Origin of the sequence: Aureimonas sp. AU20 (assembly GCF_001442755.1) — a bacterium.
GTDB lineage: Bacteria > Pseudomonadota > Alphaproteobacteria > Rhizobiales > Rhizobiaceae > Aureimonas.
Genome location: NZ_CP006367.1, coordinates 3,246,662 through 3,267,897, shown reverse-complemented (window position 1 = coordinate 3,267,897; position 21,236 = coordinate 3,246,662). Strand labels below are relative to the sequence as shown.

The window sequence follows — 21,236 nt, the reverse complement described above, 5'->3', positions numbered from 1 at the left end:
TGCTATCGGTTTCGACCGGGCCCGAGATCGCCCATCGGATCGCTGGATTTTGTATTAACTTTCACCGATCGCATACAAGCGGCTTGCCGTCAGGAATCCAGCTTCAGTCCCGGTTGTCTTTATACTCCCTTAACGCAGAGGTTGGATCTTAAGCGATCGTCAACCTAGCGGCAGTGCGGCGCCATCCCTACGCGGGCGTCAGAGCCGATCGGACTTTGGACGAAGAGGAAGACGGCATGTCCCGCAACGATCCGCATCTGAAGGCACGCTCCGATGCCGAGGCGCAGGTCGCCGAAGGCTCGTTCAAATCTTTGTCAAAAACGCTGGAAGACCTGGAAGCCCGCCTGACGCGGCTTTCCATGGGCAAGCGGCCGGTCGAGGACGATGCGGAAACGAAGGCCGAGGAGCAGCCGGCGCGCGACGCAGCGGCGCGGCTTCGCTCCATCGCCGCCGCTCGCCGCGCAACGCGCCCCGCTCTCGACGCCGCAGCCTCGCCCCTCGCGCTGGAGCGGCAATTGGACGCGGACCCGGCGGCGGGCCGGGTCGCCAAACGCCCTGCCGCCACCACGGCCAAGCCGGCCACCGACAAGCGCCTCGGCGCGCTGGCGGGCGAGGTCGGCGATCTTCAGGCGCAGGGCGCGACGCTGGCGATCGTCAAGGATCTGGCGGCCGATGTCAGCGCCTTGCGCAGCGAGATCCAGACCAGCCTCACGGGCGCGCATCTGACGCAGCGCTTCGAGGAGATGCGCGGCTCGCTCGGTCAGATCAAGCGGCTGATCGGCGAGAGCAAGGGCGCCGACCAGATCGGCGCCGAGATATTCGCGCTCATGGAACAGCTTACCGAGCTGACCGCCAGCAATGCCGACCAAGCCTCGCTGATGGAGCTGCGGGCCGAACTCGACACTGTGTCCACGCTGGTCACGCAGATGGCGCGCGAGGAATCCGTCCAGGCCGTGCAGAAGCGCTGGGACGATTTCGAGGCGCGCATCACGGACCGGATCGAGTTGGACAACCAGTCCAAGCGCGACCTGCGGGTGGAGCTGGAGCGCCTTCGCGGCTCGCTGCGCTCGCTTTCGACCGAAGAGCAGATCCTCGCCGTCCAGCAGCGCTGGGAGGAGTTCGAGGCGCGCTATGTCGACACGGTCCGCACCCAGACCGAGGAAACGCTGACACGCCTCTTGAAGGGCGAGCTCGACACGCTGCGCGCCAAGCTCGACGAGATTTCCTCGGAGGCCAGCGGCGCCGCGCTCGAGGCCCGTTTCGAGGCCATGGCCGAGAAACTGCCGATCAAGGCGCTGGAAGCGGGCATCAACCGCCTGTCGGAGCGTATGGGCGAGATCGAGCTGGCGCTTGTCGGCCTGCCCGAGATCCTTCAGATCGACCAGATGGAAGCGCGCATCCAGGCGCTGGCGGACAGCGTCGAGACGCTGGCGGCCGAAATGCGCGAGCCCGATCTCAGCCATTTCGCCGTTCTGGAAGAGCGCCTGGACGAAATTTCCGCCGCGATTCTGACGGGTGGCCTCTCCGGGGCCGCCGCCGGTGCGTCCGGCCCGCTGGAGCGCATCGAGGCGCGCGTCACGGAACTCGCCGGCCGGGTGGACCGGATCGCCGAGACCGGCGACGCCGAGTTCCTGTCGGCGCAGCTCGCCGCCATGTCGGAGCAGATCGAGGAGCTTTCCGCCCAGCCGGCGGTGAACGAACTCGGCGCGCGCATCGACCGCCTGAGCGAGCGCGTCGAGCGCCTGTTCAGCACGGCCGGCGGCGAGATCGCTTCCAACGCCCTGGAAGCCCGCCTTCAGGCGCTGGCCGAGCGGCTGGAACAGTCGGCCGGCGCGGTGGGCGTCGACAACGACGTCATCCGCTCGCTCGAATCGCAGATCGGCCGGCTGGCCGAAGTGCTGGCCGGCGTGCCCGCGCCGCTCGACGGCGATTCGGCTGAAGTCGCACGTCGCCTGGAAGCGCTGGAGCGCAAGTTCGACAAGGATCGCGACAGCGTCATCGCCGCCGCCAGCGCCGCCGCCGAAGAGGCCGTGCGCCGGATGCAGGATGGCGAGGACACGCGTCAGAACGGCTATGTCCGCGATCTCGCCGGCGACCTGCGCCGCCTGGAAGACCTTTGCCGCAAGTCCGACGAGCGGGCGGTAGGCGTGTTCGACGCGGTTCACGCCACGCTCATCAAGATCGTCGAGCGCCTGACGGCGATCGAGGGCGACCTGCGCGCCGAGAGCGCCGCCGGCCGTTCCGGCCCGGTTGCCGCCTCGGTCGCAGCCTTCGCGCCGATCCCGCCTCAGTCCGTGTTCGCCGACGCCGCGCCGGAGGCCGCGTCCGAGGAGCCCAAGGGGTTGCGCGGCGCGCTGGCACGTCGCCTGCGCCGGGCCGACAAGGCCGTGGCCGAGCCGCAGCCGAGCCTTGTCGAGCGGGTTCGCCCGGTCGCTCTCGTTCCCACAGTCCAGCCGCCCTTTGCCGAGGCGCGCGCGTCCGAGCCCTCGCTCGAGATCGACGCGCCGTCGCTGGACGCGGCCGACAGCTTCGTTTCGCGCGAGGCTGATCGCCCGCTCGAGCCCGGCTCCGGCGCGCCCGACATCGCCGCGCTGATCGAGCGCGTACGCACCCAGCAGCGCGGCGGCTCGGACAGTTCCGATCCCGTCGCCAAGGCCGACTTCATCGCCGCTGCCCGTAAGGCGGCCATGGCGGCGGCGGCCGAGGCCGAGGCGCTGAAGGCCGAGCCGATGCTCGGCGAAATGGACGCCGAGCAGGGCAGCCGCCGTCGCAAGCCCATTCTGATGGCGGTCGGCGCAGTGCTGTTGGCGCTCATGGCCATTCCGCTCGGCCAGCGCTACCTCGCTTCGCAGCCGGCGGAGCCGGAAGCCCCGGTCGTTTCGCCGGCCACCCCCTCGTCGCTTTCGGATGCGCCTGCGCAGGCACCGGCCGCCATCCAGCCGGCGCCGGAGGCTCCCGTTCTCGAAGAGCAGGCCCCTGCGACCCCCGAGAAAACCGGCAGCCTCGACCCGCTCGCGGTGCCGGCCGGAACGCCCGACGAGACGCTGCAGGCCGATGCCGGCGAGATGACCGCCACCCCCAGCATGGCGAGCCTCGCCGTACCGGCCGCTATGGAGGCGCAAGCCCCGGCGGCTCCGACCGAGAGTGCCGAACTCCCGGCCGAGGCGTCGGTCGAAACGCCCGCAGCGCCCCCCGCCATGCAGGCCACCTCCTCGCTTCTGGCCTCGGCCGAGGCCCGCCTGCCGGCGGAGGCGCGCGGCGCCTTGCCGACCGCGCCCGAGAAGATCGGCCCCGAGGCGCTGCGCAGCGCCGCCGCCAAGGCCGAGCCGATGGCTTTGTTCGAAGTCGGCCTGCGTTTGATGGAAGGCCGGGTCGGCCCGTCCGACCCGAAGGCGGCGATCGCCTGGTTCGGCCAAGCCGCCTCGCGCGGCTATGCGCCGGCGCAGTACAGCGTCGGCACCTTGTTCGAGAAGGGCAACGGCGTCGCCCGTGATACGGGCGCGGCGCGCGACTGGTATCGTCTCGCGGCGGACCAGGGCAACATCCGCGCCATGCACAATCTGGCGGTTCTCTATGCCACCGGCATCGAGGGCGCCTCCGAGCCCAAGACGGCGGCCGAATGGTTCCTGCGCGCCGCCCAGCATGGGATGCGCGACAGCCAGTACAATCTGGGCATTCTTTATGCCCGGGGCGTCGGTCTGGAGCAGGACCTCGGCGAATCCTACCGCTGGTTCCGCATCGTCGGCGCGGCCGGAGACAAGGACGCGCAGAACAAGATGGAGGAGGTCGGCAAGACGCTGGCCCCCGAACTGCGCAGCCGGATCGACGCAGAGACCGCCGCCTGGAAGCCCGAGCCGCGCATCGATGCCGTGAACACGGTGAACCTGCCGGCGAGCTGGAACGAGAAGTCGGGCCAGACCGCCTTGGTGGACATGTCCAAGGCGATCCGCAACGTGCAGGCCATTCTCCTGAAGCTCGGCTACAATCCGGGCCGGCCGGACGGCGTGGTCGGCGCGCAGACGCAGTCCGCCATCCGCAAGTTCCAGGAGAAGACGGGCCTCCAGGCCACGGGCCAGATCGACGAGCCGCTGATCCGCGCGCTTCTGGAGCGCAAGGACGCCTGAGTCTTCTCGGGGCGCCCAAGCCATTTGACTTGACGGGAAGGGCGGCTCAAAGACTGGGCTGCCCTTTTTCGTGCCCGAACCTCACCCAACGTTCGCGAAAGCCTCCAGTCGGCGAGCCGAAATCCGTGACGCTGTACCTTCCGATCGCCGAGATCTCGGTCAACATCTTCGTCATCGTCGGCATGGGCGCGGCCGTCGGCTTCCTGTCGGGCATGTTCGGGGTGGGCGGCGGCTTTCTCATCACCCCGCTTCTGATCTTCTACAACATCCCGCCCGCCGTCGCGGTCGCCACCGGCGCCAACCAGGTTATCGCCTCGTCCGTCTCCGGCGCGCTCGCCCATTACAAGCGCGGCACGGTGGACCTGAAGCTCGGCGCCATGCTGGTGGTCGGCGGCGCGCTGGGCTCGGGGGTCGGCGTCTGGCTCTTCACAATTCTGCGCCGGCTCGGCCAGCTCGATTTTGCCGTGTCGGTTCTCTACGTCCTGCTGCTCGGCACGGTGGGCGGCCTGATGCTGGCGGAAAGCCTGCGCGCTATGCGCCGCGTCAAGGGCGGCGGCTCGGGCGAGATCCGCCGCACGGGGCAGCACAGCTGGGTCCACGGCCTGCCGTTCAAGATGCGCTTCAAGCGCTCCAAGCTCTATGTCTCGGTCGTGCCCGTGCTGGGTCTCGGCTTTGCCATCGGCGTGCTCGGCTCGGTCATGGGCGTCGGAGGCGGCTTCATCATGGTGCCGGCCATGATCTATCTCCTGCGCGTGCCGACCAGCGTCGTGATCGGCACCTCGCTGATGCAGATCATGTTCACCGCCGCCGTCACCACGGTTCTTCAGTCGGCCAGCAACGGCACGGTGGACGTGGTTCTGGCCTTTCTCCTGATGATCGGCGGCGTGGTCGGCGCGCAGTTCGGCGCGCAGGCGGGGCGCAAGCTGCGCGGCGAGCAGCTGCGCGCACTTCTGGCGCTTCTGGTTCTCGCGGTCGCCGTGCGCCTCTTCATCGAGCTCGTCGTTGTGCCCGGCGAGATCTTCACCATCAGCCTGCCCAGCGGTGAAAGCGGATGAGGCGGCCGGCGGTCCTTCTCGGGCTGGCGCTGGCCCTCCTGTCGCCGCCGGCCGGCGCACAGCTGCGGGCGCCCGCCGCCAACCCGCCGCCGGTGCCCGAAAGCTTTCAGATCGGCCTGTCCACCGAGACGATCGCGGTAGGCTCGAATTTCGGCGGCGCGCGGCTCGTGGTCTTCGGCGCGCTCGACAATGCCGATCCGCGCATCATGCGCCAGGGGCGCTACGACATCGTGGTGATTCTGGAAGGGCCGCGTAGCAATCTCGTGGTGCGCGAGAAGAAGCGGCTTTTCGGCGTCTGGATCAATCGCGGCTCGGAGCGCTTCGAGAGCGTGCCGGCCTCCTATGCGCTGGCCTCCACCCGCCCGATTCAGGACATCGCCCCTGGCGTCACGCTGCGCCAGCTCGGCATCGGCATGCAGAACCAGGCCTTCGAGCGCACCCCGCCGCGCAGCGGCGTGCCCGGCAACACGCAGGCCTATGCCGACGCGCTGCAGCGGCTGAAGAAGGATGCCGGCCTCTACAGCGAGACCTCGGGCGCCATCGAGTTCGTCAGCGCCACCCTGTTTCGCGCCAATCTCCAGCTGCCGCCGGACATGCCGGTCGGCCGCCACGTCGCCCGCGCCATTCTGTTTCGCGAGGGCGTCTTCGTGCGCGAGCGCTCGGAGGATCTTTGGGTGGTGAAGACGGGGATCGAAAACCAGATCTCCGTGTTTGCCGCTCGCAACGGCGCGCTCTACGGTCTCATGGCCGTCGTGGTCGCCGTGTTCACCGGCTGGTTCGGCCGCATCATCTTCAAACGGGACTGACCAATGCAGAACACCGCTCACGGCGCGCCGACGCGCAGCCGCGCCGACCAATTCGTTCGCGCCGCCTGGATCCTGGGTGTCGGCGGGCTCGTGCCCTTCGTTGTGGGAACGCTGCTGATCGCCACCTATTCCGAGATCGCGGACCCGTCCTATCTCTGGCTCGCCGTTTCGGCCTGGGCGGCGGTTATCCTGTCGTTCCTCGGCGGGGCGCGCTGGGGCGCGGCGCTGAACGAGACCGCGCGCAAGAGCCCGACCACGCTGGCCCTTTCGGTCGTGCCATCGCTGGCCGCCTGGGTTCTGGTGCAGGTGCCCCAGCCCTGGAACTTCGTGGGCTTCGCCGTTGCCTTCAGCGTGCAGGGCGTCTGGGACTACACCGCGACGCGCGAAGGGCGCATCGAGGCGCCCTGGTATGCGCAGCTGCGCCTCGTGCTGACCGCCGTCGTCGTGCTCTGCATGGTCGCCGTCGCCTTCGCCACCAACCAGCCGGTGGCACTCTAAACGGCTAGACCGAGAGGGCGTGGAACGGGATCGGATAGATTCGGGCCACGCCGATCACATAGGCCTTCGCCCGATCCGGGGCGAAGAGCCCCTGGAACGCCCGGTCCAGCACGTTGAGCCCGCCCGTGGTAACGCCGAACGAGGGCATCACCATGCGCGAGCCATCGCTGGCAAAGCACGCGCCGCGCACCGAGCGGCCCCGGCCCGACACGCGCGCCACGGGGTGAAGATGCCCGGCGATCTCGCCGGCTCTCGCAAAAGGCGAGGGCTCGTGGCGCAGGGTCCAGGGACCCACCACGATCTCCTCCGCCGTTTCGCCGCCGAGGCCCGCGGGGGGCTCCGGGTCGTGATTGCCGGAAATCCAGGTCCAGCGCCGCCCGGCCATGACCGCGCCCAGCCGCTCGCGCGAGGCCGTCGGCATCAGCGCCGCACCGTGCCGGTCGTGGAAACTGTCGCCCAGCGCCACGACATGCGCGGGCCGGTGGCGTGCGACGGCCGCCTCCAGCAGCGCCAGCGTCGCCTGCGTGTCGTAGGGTGGCAGCATCATGCCGCGCCGGGCGAAGGCCGCGCCTTTTTCGAGATGCAGGTCCGACACGATCAGGAGCCCGTGCTCGGGGGCGAAGACGACGCCGCTCGGATCGCAGACGAGCCGGCCGCCGTTCAGGACGGTTTCGACCCCTTCGCCGTCTGCCTGCCGAAAGCGCCGGTCGACCATGTTCATGCGCGGGCTCATTTACCGTCTGTTCACAACCTGTTCCCTTTCGAATCCAAATCCGTGGCGAAGGCAAGGCGGTGCGACGATTGCGCGAGCCTTGATTCCCGCTGGCGATTGAGGCAGGAACGAGGGGCACAAGGACTTGGGGCTCCCAAGTGGCTATGCCGGGCGCCTATCCCTCGGCCAATCCAGACGACGTTGAAAATGTGATGCGACCGCCGGAGCCCGCTCGGGCTTTGCGGGACGTCGTCGAGATTTCGTTGTTTCCTATGTTCTCCACACGCAATTGGCAGGCCGAATGGTTCGGCAATGTCCGCGGCGATCTGCTGTCTGGGCTGGTCGTCGCCTTGGCCCTCATCCCCGAGGCCATCGCCTTTTCCATCATCGCCGGGGTCGATCCGAAGGTCGGCCTCTACGCGTCCTTTTCCATCGCCGTCCTGATCTCGATCTTCGGCGGCCGGCCCGGCATGATCTCGGCGGCCACCGCCGCGACCGCCGTTCTCATGGTCACGCTCGTGCGCGACCACGGGCTGCAATATCTCTTCGCCGCCACGATCCTGGCGGGCCTGATCCAGATCGCGGCGGGCTTCTGCCGGCTGGGCGATCTCATGCGCTTCGTCTCGCGCTCGGTGATGACCGGCTTCGTCAACGCCCTGGCGATCCTCATCTTTCTCGCGCAGATGCCAGAGCTGATCGGCGTGCCGGGCATGACCTATGTGCTCTGCGCGGCCGCGCTCGCCATCATCTATCTCTTTCCCCGCCTTACCAAGGCGATCCCCTCGCCACTGGTCGCGATCGTCGCGATCACCGCCGTCGCGCTCGCCTTCGGCATCGATGTGCGCACGGTGGGCGATATGGGCCAGCTGCCCTCCAGCCTGCCGGTCTTCCTCCTGCCGGACGTGCCCTTCAACTTCGAGACGCTTCGCATCATCGCGCCCTATTCGGTGGGCATCGCGCTGGTCGGCCTCTTGGAATCGCTGATGACCGCGCAGGTCGTCGACGATCTCACCGACACGGGCTCCGACAAGAACCGAGAGTGCGTCGGCCAAGGCATCGCCAACGCGGTCACCGGCTGTTTCGGCGGCATGGCCGGCTGCGCCATGATCGGCCAGAGCGGCATCAACATCCGCTCCGGCGGGCGCGGGCGCCTGTCTTGCTTCTTCGCCGGTGTCGCCCTCCTGTTCCTGATCGTGGTGCTGGGAGACTGGGTCGCCGTGATCCCCATGCCGGCGCTGGTCGCCATCATGATCATGGTCTCGATCGGCACGTTCGACTGGGGCTCGCTGAAGAGCCTCGTCACCCATCCGCGCCGCTCCTCCGTGGTCATGCTGGCGACGGTGGTGATCGTGGTCTGGACGCACAATCTGGCGCTCGGTGTCTTTGCCGGCGTCCTCCTTTCGGGCCTCTTTTTCGCTTCCAAGATCGCGCAGATCTTCCGCGTGACCTCGGAGCTGTCGCCGGATGAGCGGACCCGCACCTACCGCGTCGAGGGGCAGGTCTTCTTCGCCTCGGCCGATCGCTTCGTGTCGAGCTTCGACCTGCGCGAGGAGCTCAGTCGCGTCGTGATCGACGTGACCCAAGCCCATATCTGGGACCTGACGGGCGTCGGCGCGCTGGACAAGGTAGTGTTGCGCTTTCGCAAGAAGGGTGTGGAAGTCGAGACCATCGGCCTCAACGAGGCCTCGCGCACGATGGTCGACAAGCTGACGATCCAGAACCGGGCCGATGCGCTGGAGCTGACCTCGGGCCACTGACCTCCCGGCAGGACCCGCGCGGCCCGCCTGGGCGGGTCCTGCCACGCATGCCAAGACTCTTGGCGGACCCGAGCCTCCCGATGATATGGGGAGGTCCATGCACCGCCTTCTCGCTCTCCTTCCCGCATCGCCGCCCGTCAGTGCCAGGGAGCGGCTCCGCTCCGCCGCCGGCGCGCTGATCGGCATTCTCGTGACCGGCCTCGTCTGCCGTCTCGCGCTCGGCGGGACGAGCGGATTGCCGGTGCTGATCGCGCCCATGGGCGCCTCCGCCGTCTTGCTCTTCGCCGTGCCGGCGAGCCCGCTCGCCCAGCCCTGGTCGCTGGTCGGGGGCAATCTCGTGTCCTCGCTGGTGGGCGTCAGCGCGGCGCTCTTCGTGCCCGATCCGTTTCTCGCGGCTGCGCTGGCCATCGGCGTGGCCATCGCCCTGATGATGAGCCTTCGCTGCCTTCATCCGCCGAGCGGCGCCGTGGCGCTGACGGCGGTGCTGGGCGGGGAGGCCGTCCGCAATCTCGGCTACGGTTTCGTGCTCTGGCCGGTGCTCGCCAATTCGCTCCTGATGCTGCTGGTCGCCGTCCTGTTCAACCGGATGGCGGGGCGCGCCTATCCGCACCGTCCGCTTTCCGCGGCGCCGAGCCGCAACACCGCCGACAAGCCCGCGCCCGAGCGCGTCGGTTTCACCTCGGAGGATCTCGACGCCGTGCTGGCCGAATACGACCAGCTTCTCGACGTCGATCGCGGCGATCTCGAAACCATTCTGCGGCAGGCCGAAATCCGCTCCTATCGCCGCCGCTCCGGCCTCATGCGTTGCGCGGCGATTATGTCGCGCGACGTCGTCGCCATCGCGCCCGACGCTGCGATCGCCGAGGCGCTGGTGCTTCTGCGCTCGCATCACATCAAGGTTCTGCCCGTCACCACGGATGACGCGCGGGTGGTCGGCATCGTCACCCAGACCGATCTCCTGGACAAGCCGAGCTGGGGCGCGCGGGGCCCGCGCCTCGGCTTCCGCCATCGTCTCCATCTGACGCTCAGCCGCGGCCGGGCGCCGAACGGCAGCATCGCCGACATCATGACCACGCCCGTGCGCACCGCCGGGCCGGACGCGCTTCTGGCCGATGTCGTGCGCCTCATGGCCGCGACGGGCCTGCACCATATCCCGATCGTGGAACCCGACGGCCGCCTCGCCGGCATCGTCTCGCAATCCGACCTGATCGTCGCGATCCTGGCAGAGGCCGCCTCGGTCGAGCGGCGCGCGCTCAGTTCAGATAGTTCGAGCGGAAATCCGTGAATTCGCTCAGCGCCTTGATGATCAGTTCCTCCTCCATGGCCTCGGCCAGGAGGTCGTCGCGCGCCTCGCCCTCGATCCGCTCGCGCCCGGCTTCCAGCATGATCGGCACGGCGAGAGGGGAGATTTCCTCGAGGTTCTTGTGCAGGATGTGGCGCTTGATGCGGGCGAGGAGGTCCGAGACGCGGCGCACGTCGAGAAGTCCGGTCGCCGCGTCCGCCCAGGTGGCGCGCAGGAGGATGTGGTCCGGCTCGTGGGCGCGCAGCACGTCGTAGACGAGGTCGGACGATACCGTCATCTGCCGCCCGGTCTTCTCGCGGCCCGGCTGGTTCTTCATCACGAGGCCGCTGATGATGGCGCATTGGCGGAAGGTGCGTTTGAGCAGCCAAGAGTCGGCCATCCAGGCTTCCAGATCGTCGCCCAGCATGTCCTCGTCGAACAGCTCGTCCAGCGACAGGCGTCCATCCGCGATCATCGCGCCCATGTCGGCCCGGCCCCAGATCGACAACGCGTAGTCGGTGGCGACGAAGCCGAGCGGCTTGGCGCGCGCTCGCTCCAATCGGCGGGTCAGCAGCATGCCGAGCGTCTGGTGCGCCAGCCGCCCTTCGAACGGATAGGCGACGAGAAAGAAGCGGTTGCCGTTTGGGAAGGTCTCGATCAGGAGATCGTTCGGCCCGGGAATGGCGGATTTGCGTTTCTGGATGGCGAGCCATTCGCCGACCTGGGAGGGCAAGCTGCCCCATTTCGCCGGGTCGGCCAGCATCTCGCGCACCTTTCCAGCGAGAAAGGTGGTGAGCGGAAATTTCTGGCCGCCGTAATAGGGCACCTTCGCCTCGTCGTCCTGCGTCTTGGTGACGAGGCATTCCATCTCGTGAATGCCTTCGAAGCGCAGGACCTGGCCGGAGAAGAGGAACGTGTCGCCGGTGGCCAGCGTCTCCAGGAAGTTCTCCTCGATCTTGCCGAGCACCGGCCCGCCGCGCGCCATGCCCGAGCGCGTCTTGGCGCGGATGAGGCGGACGAGCAGCGATTCCGACTCGATGATCGTGCCCGCATTCATCCGATAGGCCTGCGCCACGGACGGGTGCGTGATCCGCCACGTCCCGTCCTCGGTGAGGCGGATCTTGGCATAGCGCTCGTAGACGCGCAGCGCGTAGCCACCGGTCGCGACGAAATCCACCACGCGGTCGAAGGTCTCGCGGTCGAGATCGCGATAGGGCAGGGCACTGGACACTTCGCGGTGGAGATCATCGGCGCGGAAGGGCGCAGCAACCGCCATGCCGAGCACATGCTGGGCGAGCACGTCGAGACAGCCTTCGCGCATCGGCGGCGAATCCTGGTCTCCGAGATAACTGGCGTCGAGCGCGGCCTGGCACTCCATCACCTCGAACCGGTTGGCGGGAACTAGGATCGCCTTCGATGCCTCGTCCATCCGATGGTTCGCCCGGCCGATGCGCTGGGCAAGGCGCGAGGCGCCCTTGGGCGCGCCGACATGCACGACCAGATCGACATCGCCCCAGTCGATACCGAGATCGAGCGTCGAGGTGGCGACCACGGCGCGAAGTTCGTTGGCCGCCATGGCCGCTTCCACGCGGCGACGCTGCGTCACGTCGAGTGAGCCGTGATGCAGCGCGATCGGCAGCGTATCGTCGTTGATGCGCCAGAGCTCCTGAAACAGAAGCTCGGCCTGGCTGCGCGTGTTGACGAAGAGCAGCGTCGTGCGATGCGCCTGGATCGCCTCGTAGATCTCCGGCATGGCGTAGCGCGCCATGTGCCCCTGCCAGGGCACGCGCGCCTGCGACTTCAAAATGGTGATCTCCGGCGTCACCCCGCCGTCGACGGTGACGAGATCGGCCATGGGACAGGTGCCGGGCGCCTGCGCCACCAGCCACTCGCGCAGCTCGTCCGGGTTGGACACGGTGGCTGACAGGCCGACGGTGCGAAGCTCCGGCCGGAGCTTGCGCAGGCGCGCGAGACCCAGCGCCAGGAGATGGCCGCGCTTGGAGGCGACGAGCGAATGCAGCTCGTCGAAGATCACGGTCGTGAGGTCTGAGAAGAAGATCTCCGCGTCGGGGCTGGCGATCAGGAGCGCCAGCTGCTCGGGCGTGGTGAGCAGGATGTCGGGCGGCTTCAGCTTCTGGCGCTGGCGCTTGGATTGCGACGTGTCGCCGGTGCGCGCTTCTAGGCTGATGGAAAGGCCCATCTCCTCGACGGGCTTTTCCAGATTGCGGCGAATGTCGGTCGCCAGCGCCTTCAGCGGTGAAATGTAGAGCGTGTGGACGCCTGGTGGCTTGCGGCCGGGAACGCGCTTTGGTCGGTGCGACAGGTCCACGAGCGAAGGCAGGAAGCCGGCCAGCGTCTTTCCCGCGCCGGTCGGCGCGATGAGCAGCACCGAAGCGCCCCGCTCGGCCCGCGCGAGAAGGTCGAGCTGGTGCGGACGCGGGCTCCAGCCCTTGCCCGCGAACCAGTCGGCGAAGCGGGAGGGAAGGGTCGGGATCGGCGGGGGAGAGGCGAGCGCGGAGTTCACGCTCGTCTATCTAGAGCATTTCCAGGCAAAGCGGATACGCTTTGCCGCGGGATAATGCGGCAAAACCAAAAACCTTGGAGACCATCCGGTGAACCCTGGTTCATCGGATGGTCTCCAAGGTCGGTATCCCTATCCGAGAAGGGCGGGCCGCCCGGCCTTCATTGAGGACTATCTCACCACGTTGATGTCGATCTTGGTGTCGTCCACGCCGTTCACAGGATAGGACTGCCGCAGTTTCACGCGATCGGGGCCGACATAACCCTTGTCGGGCGTGTAGTAGGTCACGGTTCCCATGACCTTCTGGGTCCGGCACTTGGCGCGCCTCGTGTTGGGAAACAGCTTCTCGTTCACGATCGAGACCCGCCCATGCGCCGGGCCTTCGAGCACGCGCACCTTGGGAAGGCCATCGGACAAGCAGTCGTTGTCCACGGACCAGTTCCGGCGAATCTGGGTGCGCTCCCCCGACACCACGGTCACCTGGGATCGGCTGGTCTTCACGCCGTCCGCGCCGGTTGTGACGCAGCCCGAAAGCGGGAGGGACAGAATAGATGCTGAAAGAATGGCAATCTTATAATTCAATTCGGCCCTCTCGGTCAGTCGAGCGCGTCTTCCGGCTCGCTTCTGCTGAGGGATTGGCATTCGAGAGAAAGATTCGTCAACGAGAGGAGTCTTAAGCTTCTGTAAGCCTGCTCGATTTTATTTGTAATGATGACGATCCACTAGCTCGCGAGATAGCGATCCGCGCGATGATTGATGGCGAGGAAGAGATTGAGAATCAGCGCGCCGAGGACGGAGTAGAAGACCGCGAGCGGCGGGACAGCGAGGAAGGCCGTGACCAGCACGAGAAGATCGACGCCGAGCTGCGTCAGCCCCGCGCGCCAGCCGAACCGATCCTGCAGATAGATGGCGAGAATGCCGACCCCGCCCGCCGAGGAGCGGTGGCGGAACAGGGCGAGCAGGCCGAAGCCGATCAGAAGCCCCCCGAGACATGCGCCGAGCAGCGGCTGAACATTGGCGAAGCGGACGAAATCGCCGCTGAATGCCGTCATGACGGACAGAAGCGCGACGGCAAAGGCGGTCTTGACCGTGAAGGCTCGGCCCATGCGCCCGACCGCGAGCCCGTAGAACGGCAGGTTGAGCGCGAAGAAGACGAGGCCGAAATTCCAGCCGGTGAGATAGTGGACAACGAAGGCGAGGCCCGCCATGCCGCCGGTGAGAAAGCCGAGATGGCCGAGCAGCGCGATGCCGAAGGCGGTCAGCATGACGCCCGCGACGATGCCAAGCCCGTCTTCCCAGGGGCTGTGCCGCGTGGCCGTGGCGGCCCAGTTGCCGAAGCGATGGGCGCGGCGCACCAGCGCCTCCTCTTGGCGCTCGGTCTCTCCGTCCGCCGGCTGTTCGACCGATGCGCTCACGCCTTGCCGTCCCAATGGATGTGTCCTTGAAGTAGGCTAAAGGCTGGCGCGCTCGCGCACAAAGCCCGCCCGCGCATGGCGGCCATGCGCTTTAGAGACTGTTTGACAACTCGGTCGGGTCGGTCCGCCGGCGCTTCGTTGCCAAGCCTCGCCTATGCCGCCGGCATCGACTGCGTTTGGCGCCTCGCGAACGTCGCAAAATCACTCGACGGACCTGCGTCGCCGAGCTGTCAAACGGTCTCTTAGCGCTTCATCGCGACGAGCAAGGCGCCGCGTACCGGCTCGCCCCGGTCGCGCCGCAGCTCCTCGCGCCGCTCCGACAGGAGCGTGAAGCCGGCCTCGGCAAGGCCTGCCGCCAGCCAAGCGGGCGCGTGGGCGTAGCGCAGGGATGGGCGCAGGGCGTAGCCGCCCTCCGTGCCGTCGTCCGCCTCCACCGAAAAGGCGAAAAGACCGCCGGGCGCCAGAAGCTTGGCCGCGCGGGCGAAGACGGGCGCGAGATCGCCGAGATAGGTGAGAACGTCGGCGGCGGTCAGGAGGTCGTAGAGGCGGCGGTCCGGCGCCTCGGCAAGCGCTACGTCGCCTTCCGCCAGATGGTCGTAGATCCGCTTGCGGCGCGCCTTGTCCAGCATGCCCGGCGACAGGTCGACGCCGTGCAGCGTCTCAGTGACGGGGCGCAGCCGCTCACCCATCAGCCCCGTGCCGCAGCCCAGATCCATCGCGCGACCGAAGCGGAGCGAGGGGCTTTGCGCCATCAAGGCCTCGAACAGGAGGTCGGGCACGCGGTAGCCGAGGCGCTGCACCAGCGCGGTCTCGAACCCTTCGGCATACTGGTCGAACAGGCCGGCGACGAAGGCGGGGGGCGGGGCCTCCGGCACGGGCGCGGCGCCGAGGGCCGCGAGCTTCAGCCCGGCGCCGTAGGGATCGGCCGCGTCCTCGGCCAAAGCCGCGCGGTAGAGCCGCAAGGCTTCCTCCCGCTCGCCCGTTTCCTCCAGAAAGGCGCCGAGGCGCATCCGGCCGAGCGTCCAGCCGGGCGCGAGTTCCACGGCCTGGCGCATGAGGTCGGCGGCGGCGGCATAGTCGCGCGCGCCGGCATAGGATTCGGCATAGTCGGCGCGCCGGTCGGCCAGCGGGTTGCCGGAGCGGTGGGTGTCGTGGGGCAAGGGGCGTGTTCCCGGCAGGAGCGCCCGCTTATCGGGCGCGGCCTCCCGCCGCGCAAGCGGATTTTCAGGCCTGCCGACACCTTGGTTCGATGCCGGGCGTCTCGATCGGCTCCATCCGCAACGGGGCGGCGGGGGCGCAGCGGCCGGGCAGCCCCGCGCCAACTGGCAGCGGCCGACATCCCGGCGCTACCGCTGGAGGCCCGAGCGCCTATCTCTTCGCGCATGGCCCGTTTCGAAGACCTGCTTCGCCCGACGCCGAACGGGCTCTATTGCCCACCCGGCGACTTCTATATCGACCCCGTGCGCCCCGTGGGGCGCGCGCTGATCACCCATGGGCATGCCGACCATGCTCGCTCAGGGCACGAGCATGTGCTGGCGACGCGCCGGACGCTTGCCATCATGGCGCTGCGCTATGGCGAGGATTTTGCCGGGGCGCGGCAGGAGGCGCCCTGGGGGGAGGTGCTCCGGGTGAACGGCGTCGCCGTGTCCTTCCACCCCGCCGGCCATGTTTTGGGCTCGGCGCAGATCCTGGTGGAATGGGAGGGCATGCGCATCGTCGCGTCCGGCGACTACAAGCGGCGGGAGGACCCGACCGCCGAGCCCTTCGAGCCGGTGCCCTGCGATGTCTTCATCACCGAGGCGACCTTCGCCCTGCCGGTCTTCCGCCACCCCGACTCGCGCGGCGAGGTGCGCAAGCTCATCGCCTCCACGCGCCAGTTTCCCGAGCGCGCCCATCTCGTCGGCGCCTATGCGCTGGGCAAGGCGCAGCGCGTCATTCGCATGCTGCGCGAGGAAGGATACCGCGAGCCGATCTACATCCACGGCGCGCTGAAGAAGCTCTGCGACTTCTACGAGAGCGAGGGGATCGATCTTGGCGAGCTCCGGCCCGCTACGATCGCGCGCGCCAAGAGCGACGAAGGGGCGGCCAAGGCCGAGTTCGCCGGCGCCATCGTTGTCGGCCCGCCCTCGGCCTTCGCCGACAAATGGGCGCGGCGCTTTCCCGACCCCGTGGCCTGCTTCGCGTCGGGCTGGATGCGGGTGCGCGGCCGGGCGCGGCAGCGCGGTGTCGAGCTGCCCCTGATCCTGTCGGACCATTGCGACTGGGACGAGCTGACCCTGACCATCGCCGAGATCGCGCCGCAGGAGGTCTGGGTCACGCATGGGCGCGAGGAGGCGCTGGTGCGCTGGTGCTCGCTGCGCGGCGTGCGCGCCCGCCCGCTCCATCTCGTCGGATACGAGGACGAGGGGGACTGACGTCTCCCTCGCCTCGGGCGTGCTACTCCGCCGCTTCCATGAAACCCTCGCCGTCGCCCGCCGGCGCGTTGTCCTGCGTCAGCGCTTCGGACAGGGGGCGGCGGAGCGAGGACACGCCGGCATCGCGCGCTAGGCCCGCGAAGACGCCGCCCTGCGCCACCAGTTCGTCGAAGGTCCCGGTCTCGACGATCGCGCCATTGTCGAGAACGATGATCCGGTCGGCCGAGCGGATGGTCGAAAGGCGATGGGCGATGACGAAGGTCGTGCGCCCGGCGCGTAGCCGCTCCAGCGCCGATTGGAGGCGCGTTTCCGTCGCGGTGTCGAGCGCCGAGGTCGCCTCGTCCAAGATCAGGATCGGAGCGTCCTTGAGCAGCGCGCGGGCGATGGCAAGGCGCTGGCGCTCGCCGCCCGACAGGCCGGCGCCGCGCTCGCCCACCATGGCGGAGAAGCCGTCCTCCTTGCGCTGGATGAAGTCGAAGGCGCCGGCGAGCTTGGCCGCCTCCTCGATCTCGCCCATCGAGGCCTCCGGCCGGCCGATCGCGATGTTCTCGCGGATCGTGCGGTTGAACAGGCCGGCCTCTTGGAACACGACGCCGATCGAGCCGCGCAGCGAGTTCAGCGTGACATGGCGGATGTCCTGCCCGTCGATCGTGATGCGGCCTTTTTCCGGGTCGTAGGCGCGCTGGAGAAGCGCCAGCGCGGTGGACTTGCCCGAGCCCGTCGGGCCGACGATCGCCACCGTCTCGCCGGGCGCGGCCTCGAAGTCGAGCCCGCGCACCGCGCCCGAGCCTTCGGGGTAGCGAAACTCGACATTCTCGAAGCGCACGCGGCCTTCGGTGATCTTCAGCGGCTGCGCGTCCGTGAACTCGATCACGTCGGTGCGCTCGCGCAGGACGGCGAAGAACTGCACCAGCATGGGCGCGCGGGTGAAGAGGCCCATGAGGAAGCCGGTGAGTTGGTCGAGCCGGCCGATCAGCAGCGTCGCGAAGCCGACGAAGGAGACGATCTCGCCCACGGTGGAAAGGCCGCGCGAGGCGAGCCAGGCGCCATAGGCGAAGATGGCGACGATCGAGATCGAGGAGGCGCCGCGCGTCAGCACCGCCATGACAGCCCACCAGTTGAGCACGGGATATTGCGCCGACAGGATGCGATCGAGCGAGGAGCGGACGGAGTGGATCTCCTTGGGCACCGCCAGGAAGCTCTGGAGCATCGGCACATTACCGAAGAGTTCGCCCACCGTGCCGGAGACCTGCGTGAAGTGGTCTTCGACCTCGCTCTGGCCGCCCGAGGTGCGGCGCACCACGGCGAGATTGACCAGCGTGTAGACCACGATCAGCAGCCCGAGCAGCGCGGCGAGGCGCCAGTTCATCCAGAAGGCCACGGGCAGGAGAACAGTCAGCGCGACGACATTGCCGATCTGCTCGCGAAACAGCGGCAGCCAGAAGCCGAACAGTGTGTCGACGCCCGAAATCATCACCCGCATCAGGCGGCCGGACTGTGAGCGCGAATGGAACGAGGCCGGCAGCGCCAGGACATGCTCCAGAAAGGTCGCCATGGCCGCGAGCCGGCGGCGATGCATGAGCCGGTCGGCCAGCAGCGAGATCACCATGGCCGACAGAAAGGACACGAAGCTCGCCGCGCCCCAGAGGAGCACGAGCGACAGCGCGCCACCGCCGGAAAGAAGCGCGTTGATCGCATGGCCGAACAGGACCGGCTCGGCGACCTGAATGCCCGCGACGGCGATGCCGGCGAGGACGATGCCCAACGCCCGGCCGCGCTCCGGGCGCAGAAGGGCGAGAGCCTTGGAATAGGCGGAAAAAGACTGGGACAGGGCCGACATGGCGATGCATCCAAGGTCGCGGGCGATCCGTCTGGGGATCGGGGCTGAAGCGTGCGGCGCGGCTTTTGATCGCCGGAGCTTCGACAATTCGCGACTTGCGAGTCTTGAAACCGTGAGGGGCTGCGCTAGCAGTTCTCCTAAGGCAGGGATGCGGCGCAAATCTTGCCGCAATCCATCGCACTCGATGAAGTTTTCTTAACCTATGTTGCGAAAGACCGCTTCCCGTGATGGGCGCGCCGGGACGGCTCGGACAGCCTCTCAGGCCTCGGCCCGCTCGCCCAGGCAATAGGTCGCCAGATGCCCCGCGACATAAGCATGGCCTTCGGCCGAGGCGTGGAACCCGTCGCGCGAGAAGCCGAGCGGTTCGACGCGCGGCAGGGTCGTAGCGGGCACCGCGCCGCGCTCCAGGCAAAGGCGCGTGCCGATGCGGCGCAGGATGCGGCCGCGCAGTTCCAGAACCAGCGCCAACCCGCGCGGCAGGGCGGGCACCCGCAGCATGTCGACGGGCTGCGACCAGACGATGCGCGCTTCCGGCCAGCGGGCGCGCAGGGCGTAGAGAAGCGTTCCGAAGGCGCGTTTGAAGCGCCGGCCGGAATGAAAGTTCTTGATGTCGTTGGTGCCGATCGACAGGACGATATGGGTGAAGCTGTCATAGGGCAGAAGCGGCACGACATAGTCGCGCACCTCGGCCGAGACGGCGGAGTTGGAGCCCGCCGCGCGCCAGGCGACGACCCGGCCCGTCAGCGCGTAGAGGCGTTCGGCCAAGCGCGGGGCAAGGCTTTCCTCCACCCGCTCGACGCCGACGCCGGCCGCCGAGGAATCACCGATCACCAGAAGCCGAATGCTTGGTGCATCGTCGCCGGGGCCGACCAGCCCGTGTTGCGGGCCGGCGGCGGGGGGCATCCGCTCGATGCGGCGACGGATGCCGATGCCCTGCCAGATATAGACCGGCAGGAGCAGCCAGGAGAGCAGCGTGTCCGTCACGGATGAAACCCTCCTTCGGTCGTGATCGTCAGGCCTTCAAGGCCTCGACGCCGGGAAGGGCCTTGCCTTCCATCCATTCCAGGAAGGCGCCGCCGGCGGTCGAGACATAGGTGAAGCGCTCCGCGACGCCGGCCTGATTCAGCGCGGCCACCGTGTCGCCGCCGCCCGCCACGGAGACGAGCTTGCCGGCCTCGGTCTGGTCGGCCGCAAAGCGCGCGGCCGCCATGGTCGCCCGGTCGAAGGGCTCGATCTCGAAGGCGCCGAGCGGGCCGTTCCAGACCAGCGTCTTGGACTTCTCGATCCAGCTTTTGATCTCTTCGACGCTGGCCGGGCCGACATCGAGGATCATCGCGTCGGCCGGAACGGAGGCGACGGCGACCGTCTCGTTCGCCGCATTGGCCTTGAACTCCCGCGCCACCACGGCGTCGGTCGGCAGAAGGATGGTGCAGTTCGCCGTCTTGGCCTTTTCGAGGATCTGGCGCGCCGTGTCGGCGAGATCGTGCTCGCAGAGCGACTTGCCGACATCGATCCCTTGCGCGGCCAGGAACGTGTTGGCCATGCCGCCGCCGATCACGAGGCAGTCCACCTTGGCGACGAGGTTCTGCAGGAGGTCGATCTTGGTCGAGACCTTGGCGCCGCCGACGATGGCGATCACCGGCTTTTCCGGGTTGCCGAGACCCTTTTCCAGCGCCTCCAGCTCGGCCTGCATCGTGCGCCCGCAATAGGAGGGCAGGTGATGGGCGAGCCCTTCGGTCGAGGCATGGGCGCGGTGCGCGGCCGAGAAGGCGTCGTTGACGTATACGTCGCCGAGGCTCGCCAGTTCGGCAACGAAAGCCTCGTCGTTCTTCTCTTCACCGGCATGGAAACGAGTGTTTTCCAGAAGCAGGACGTCGCCGTCCTTCATGTTGGCGACGATGCCGTCCGCCACCGGGCCGACGCAATCCTCGGCAAAGCCCACGGGGCGGCCGAGCTTTTCCGAAAGGACGGGGGCGATCGGCGCCAAAGACTGCTCGGGATCGACCTTGCCCTTGGGACGACCGAAATGGGCTAGGAGAAGGACGCGCCCGCCCTTGTCGGAGATCTCGCGGATCGTCGGCAGGATGCGCTCGATGCGCGTCGCGTCGCTCACCCGCCCGTCCTTCATGGGAACGTTGAGGTCCACCCGCACGAGAACGCGCTTACCCTGGAGGTCGGCTTGGTCGAGCGTCTTGAACAGCGTCATCTCATGGCTCCGTCGGAAGGGGCGCCGCGAAAGGCGCCCGGCGCCTCAAAGGCGTTTGAATAGGGTGGGATAGTCTGTGACGAGGCCGTCCTCGTCCACCGGCAGGTCGGCCGCGAAGGTCCGGTCCACCGCCTCGTAGCGGAAGAGGCGCGGCGCCAGCCGGGTGTAGCGCTGCGCGTCCACGACGGGCTCGAACGTGTCGAACGGCACATAGACCATGCGCAGCTCGGCCGGCGCGGCAAGGGCCTCGCCGAGGCGGCGGATCGGCAGCGTGTTGGTGAAGGGCGTGCCTGCAAGGTCGATGTCGAGGCAGCCGTGAAGATCGGCGCGCTCCGTACCATCGGTGGTTATCCAGCGGCCGGGCCGATCCTGTATGAGCGTTAGGTGGTCGCCATGCGTGGCGACGATCTCGAACCGCTCGACATGCCAAAGCGTGTCGAGCCGGATTTCGTAGGAAACGCCATAGGCGCGTCCGCCCCGCTCGCCGATCACGACCGAGCGGGCGACGACGCCGTCCGGCGTCGCCGTCAGATGCAGGTGCTCCAGCCCCGGCCCGGAAACGGGCGCCCAGCGGACGTCGCGCGCGGAGAGGGGCTGGAAGCTCAT

At 68.2% G+C, this 21,236-nt stretch carries 16 protein-coding genes and 1 other annotated feature; of the genes, 7 read left to right on the top strand and 9 right to left on the bottom strand.

The features are described 5' to 3' along the window. Nucleotides 1-236: 236 nt before the first annotated feature. The 4 genes from M673_RS14825 to M673_RS14810 all read left to right on the top strand — a co-directional run bounded on the left by M673_RS14825 (nucleotide 237) and on the right by M673_RS14810 (nucleotide 6,483). A complete protein-coding gene (locus M673_RS14825) occupies nucleotides 237-4,124 on the top strand; it encodes a peptidoglycan-binding protein (RefSeq protein WP_148640084.1) in 3,888 nt (1,295 codons plus the stop codon). A 125-nt stretch (nucleotides 4,125-4,249) separates the two neighbouring features. Beyond that, complete coding sequence (locus M673_RS14820; RefSeq protein ID WP_061976750.1) at nucleotides 4,250-5,179, top strand: sulfite exporter TauE/SafE family protein; 930 nt, start codon at nucleotides 4,250-4,252, stop codon at nucleotides 5,177-5,179. Further along, nucleotides 5,176-5,985: a TIGR02186 family protein gene (locus tag M673_RS14815; RefSeq protein ID WP_061976749.1), complete on the top strand. Its 810-nt coding sequence runs from the start codon at nucleotides 5,176-5,178 to the stop codon at nucleotides 5,983-5,985. Before M673_RS14820 ends, M673_RS14815 begins: the two co-directional genes overlap by 4 nt. 3 nt (nucleotides 5,986-5,988) lie before the next feature. Then, nucleotides 5,989-6,483: a DUF3429 domain-containing protein gene (locus M673_RS14810; protein ID WP_061976748.1), complete on the top strand. Its 495-nt coding sequence runs from the start codon at nucleotides 5,989-5,991 to the stop codon at nucleotides 6,481-6,483. A 4-nt stretch (nucleotides 6,484-6,487) separates the two neighbouring features. Here the strand turns inward: M673_RS14810 and pdeM are convergent, their stop codons facing one another. Continuing rightward, nucleotides 6,488-7,198 carry a ligase-associated DNA damage response endonuclease PdeM gene (pdeM, locus tag M673_RS14805; protein ID WP_244493247.1) on the bottom strand — a complete coding sequence of 237 codons (711 nt, stop codon included), beginning with the start codon at nucleotides 7,196-7,198 and terminating at the stop codon, nucleotides 6,488-6,490. A 135-nt stretch (nucleotides 7,199-7,333) separates the two neighbouring features. Next, nucleotides 7,334-7,387: a sequence feature (sul1 is cis-regulatory element that is thought to sense ions involved in sulfur or methionine metabolism; They are found in Alphaproteobacteria), on the top strand. 80 nt (nucleotides 7,388-7,467) lie between these two features. Here pdeM and M673_RS14800 point away from each other — a divergent pair. Both M673_RS14800 and M673_RS14795 read left to right on the top strand, forming a co-directional pair. After that, nucleotides 7,468-8,952: a SulP family inorganic anion transporter gene (locus M673_RS14800; protein WP_061977875.1), complete on the top strand. Its 1,485-nt coding sequence runs from the start codon at nucleotides 7,468-7,470 to the stop codon at nucleotides 8,950-8,952. Between the two features lie 97 nt (nucleotides 8,953-9,049). Continuing rightward, entirely contained in the window at nucleotides 9,050-10,237 is a 1,188-nt protein-coding gene (locus M673_RS14795; protein ID WP_061976747.1) for an HPP family protein, read from the top strand. On the opposite strand, the gene M673_RS14790 is transcribed toward M673_RS14795, so the two are convergent. The 4 genes from M673_RS14790 to M673_RS14775 all read right to left on the bottom strand — a co-directional run bounded on the left by M673_RS14790 (nucleotide 10,206) and on the right by M673_RS14775 (nucleotide 15,330). Next, entirely contained in the window at nucleotides 10,206-12,758 is a 2,553-nt protein-coding gene (locus tag M673_RS14790; protein ID WP_061976746.1) for a ligase-associated DNA damage response DEXH box helicase, read from the bottom strand. The two genes, M673_RS14795 and M673_RS14790, sit on opposite strands and share 32 nt — an antisense overlap. A gap of 168 nt (nucleotides 12,759-12,926) precedes the next feature. Beyond that, nucleotides 12,927-13,256 (bottom strand): hypothetical protein, encoded by a 330-nt coding sequence (locus tag M673_RS14785; RefSeq protein WP_148640083.1) that lies wholly within the window; start codon nucleotides 13,254-13,256, stop codon nucleotides 12,927-12,929. A gap of 221 nt (nucleotides 13,257-13,477) precedes the next feature. After that, nucleotides 13,478-14,113: a YitT family protein gene (locus M673_RS14780; RefSeq protein ID WP_061977874.1), complete on the bottom strand. Its 636-nt coding sequence runs from the start codon at nucleotides 14,111-14,113 to the stop codon at nucleotides 13,478-13,480. 299 nt (nucleotides 14,114-14,412) lie between these two features. After that, a complete protein-coding gene (locus M673_RS14775; protein WP_244493242.1) occupies nucleotides 14,413-15,330 on the bottom strand; it encodes a class I SAM-dependent DNA methyltransferase in 918 nt (305 codons plus the stop codon). Nucleotides 15,331-15,552: 222 nt separating this feature from the next. On the opposite strand from M673_RS14775, the gene M673_RS14770 reads away from it, so the two are divergent. After that, complete coding sequence (locus tag M673_RS14770) at nucleotides 15,553-16,584, top strand: ligase-associated DNA damage response exonuclease (protein WP_061976744.1); 1,032 nt, start codon at nucleotides 15,553-15,555, stop codon at nucleotides 16,582-16,584. A 22-nt stretch (nucleotides 16,585-16,606) separates the two neighbouring features. Here the strand turns inward: M673_RS14770 and M673_RS14765 are convergent, their stop codons facing one another. From M673_RS14765 to M673_RS14750, 4 genes are all read right to left on the bottom strand, one after another. Next, complete coding sequence (locus M673_RS14765) at nucleotides 16,607-18,424, bottom strand: glucan ABC transporter ATP-binding protein/ permease (RefSeq protein ID WP_061976743.1); 1,818 nt, start codon at nucleotides 18,422-18,424, stop codon at nucleotides 16,607-16,609. A gap of 258 nt (nucleotides 18,425-18,682) precedes the next feature. Continuing rightward, nucleotides 18,683-19,408 (bottom strand): SGNH/GDSL hydrolase family protein, encoded by a 726-nt coding sequence (locus M673_RS14760; protein WP_061976742.1) that lies wholly within the window; start codon nucleotides 19,406-19,408, stop codon nucleotides 18,683-18,685. 28 nt (nucleotides 19,409-19,436) lie between these two features. Continuing rightward, entirely contained in the window at nucleotides 19,437-20,630 is a 1,194-nt protein-coding gene (locus M673_RS14755) for a phosphoglycerate kinase (protein ID WP_061976741.1), read from the bottom strand. Nucleotides 20,631-20,675: 45 nt separating this feature from the next. Then, on the bottom strand, nucleotides 20,676-21,236 hold the full coding sequence (locus tag M673_RS14750) for a putative glycolipid-binding domain-containing protein (protein ID WP_061976740.1): 561 nt from the start codon (nucleotides 21,234-21,236) through the stop codon (nucleotides 20,676-20,678).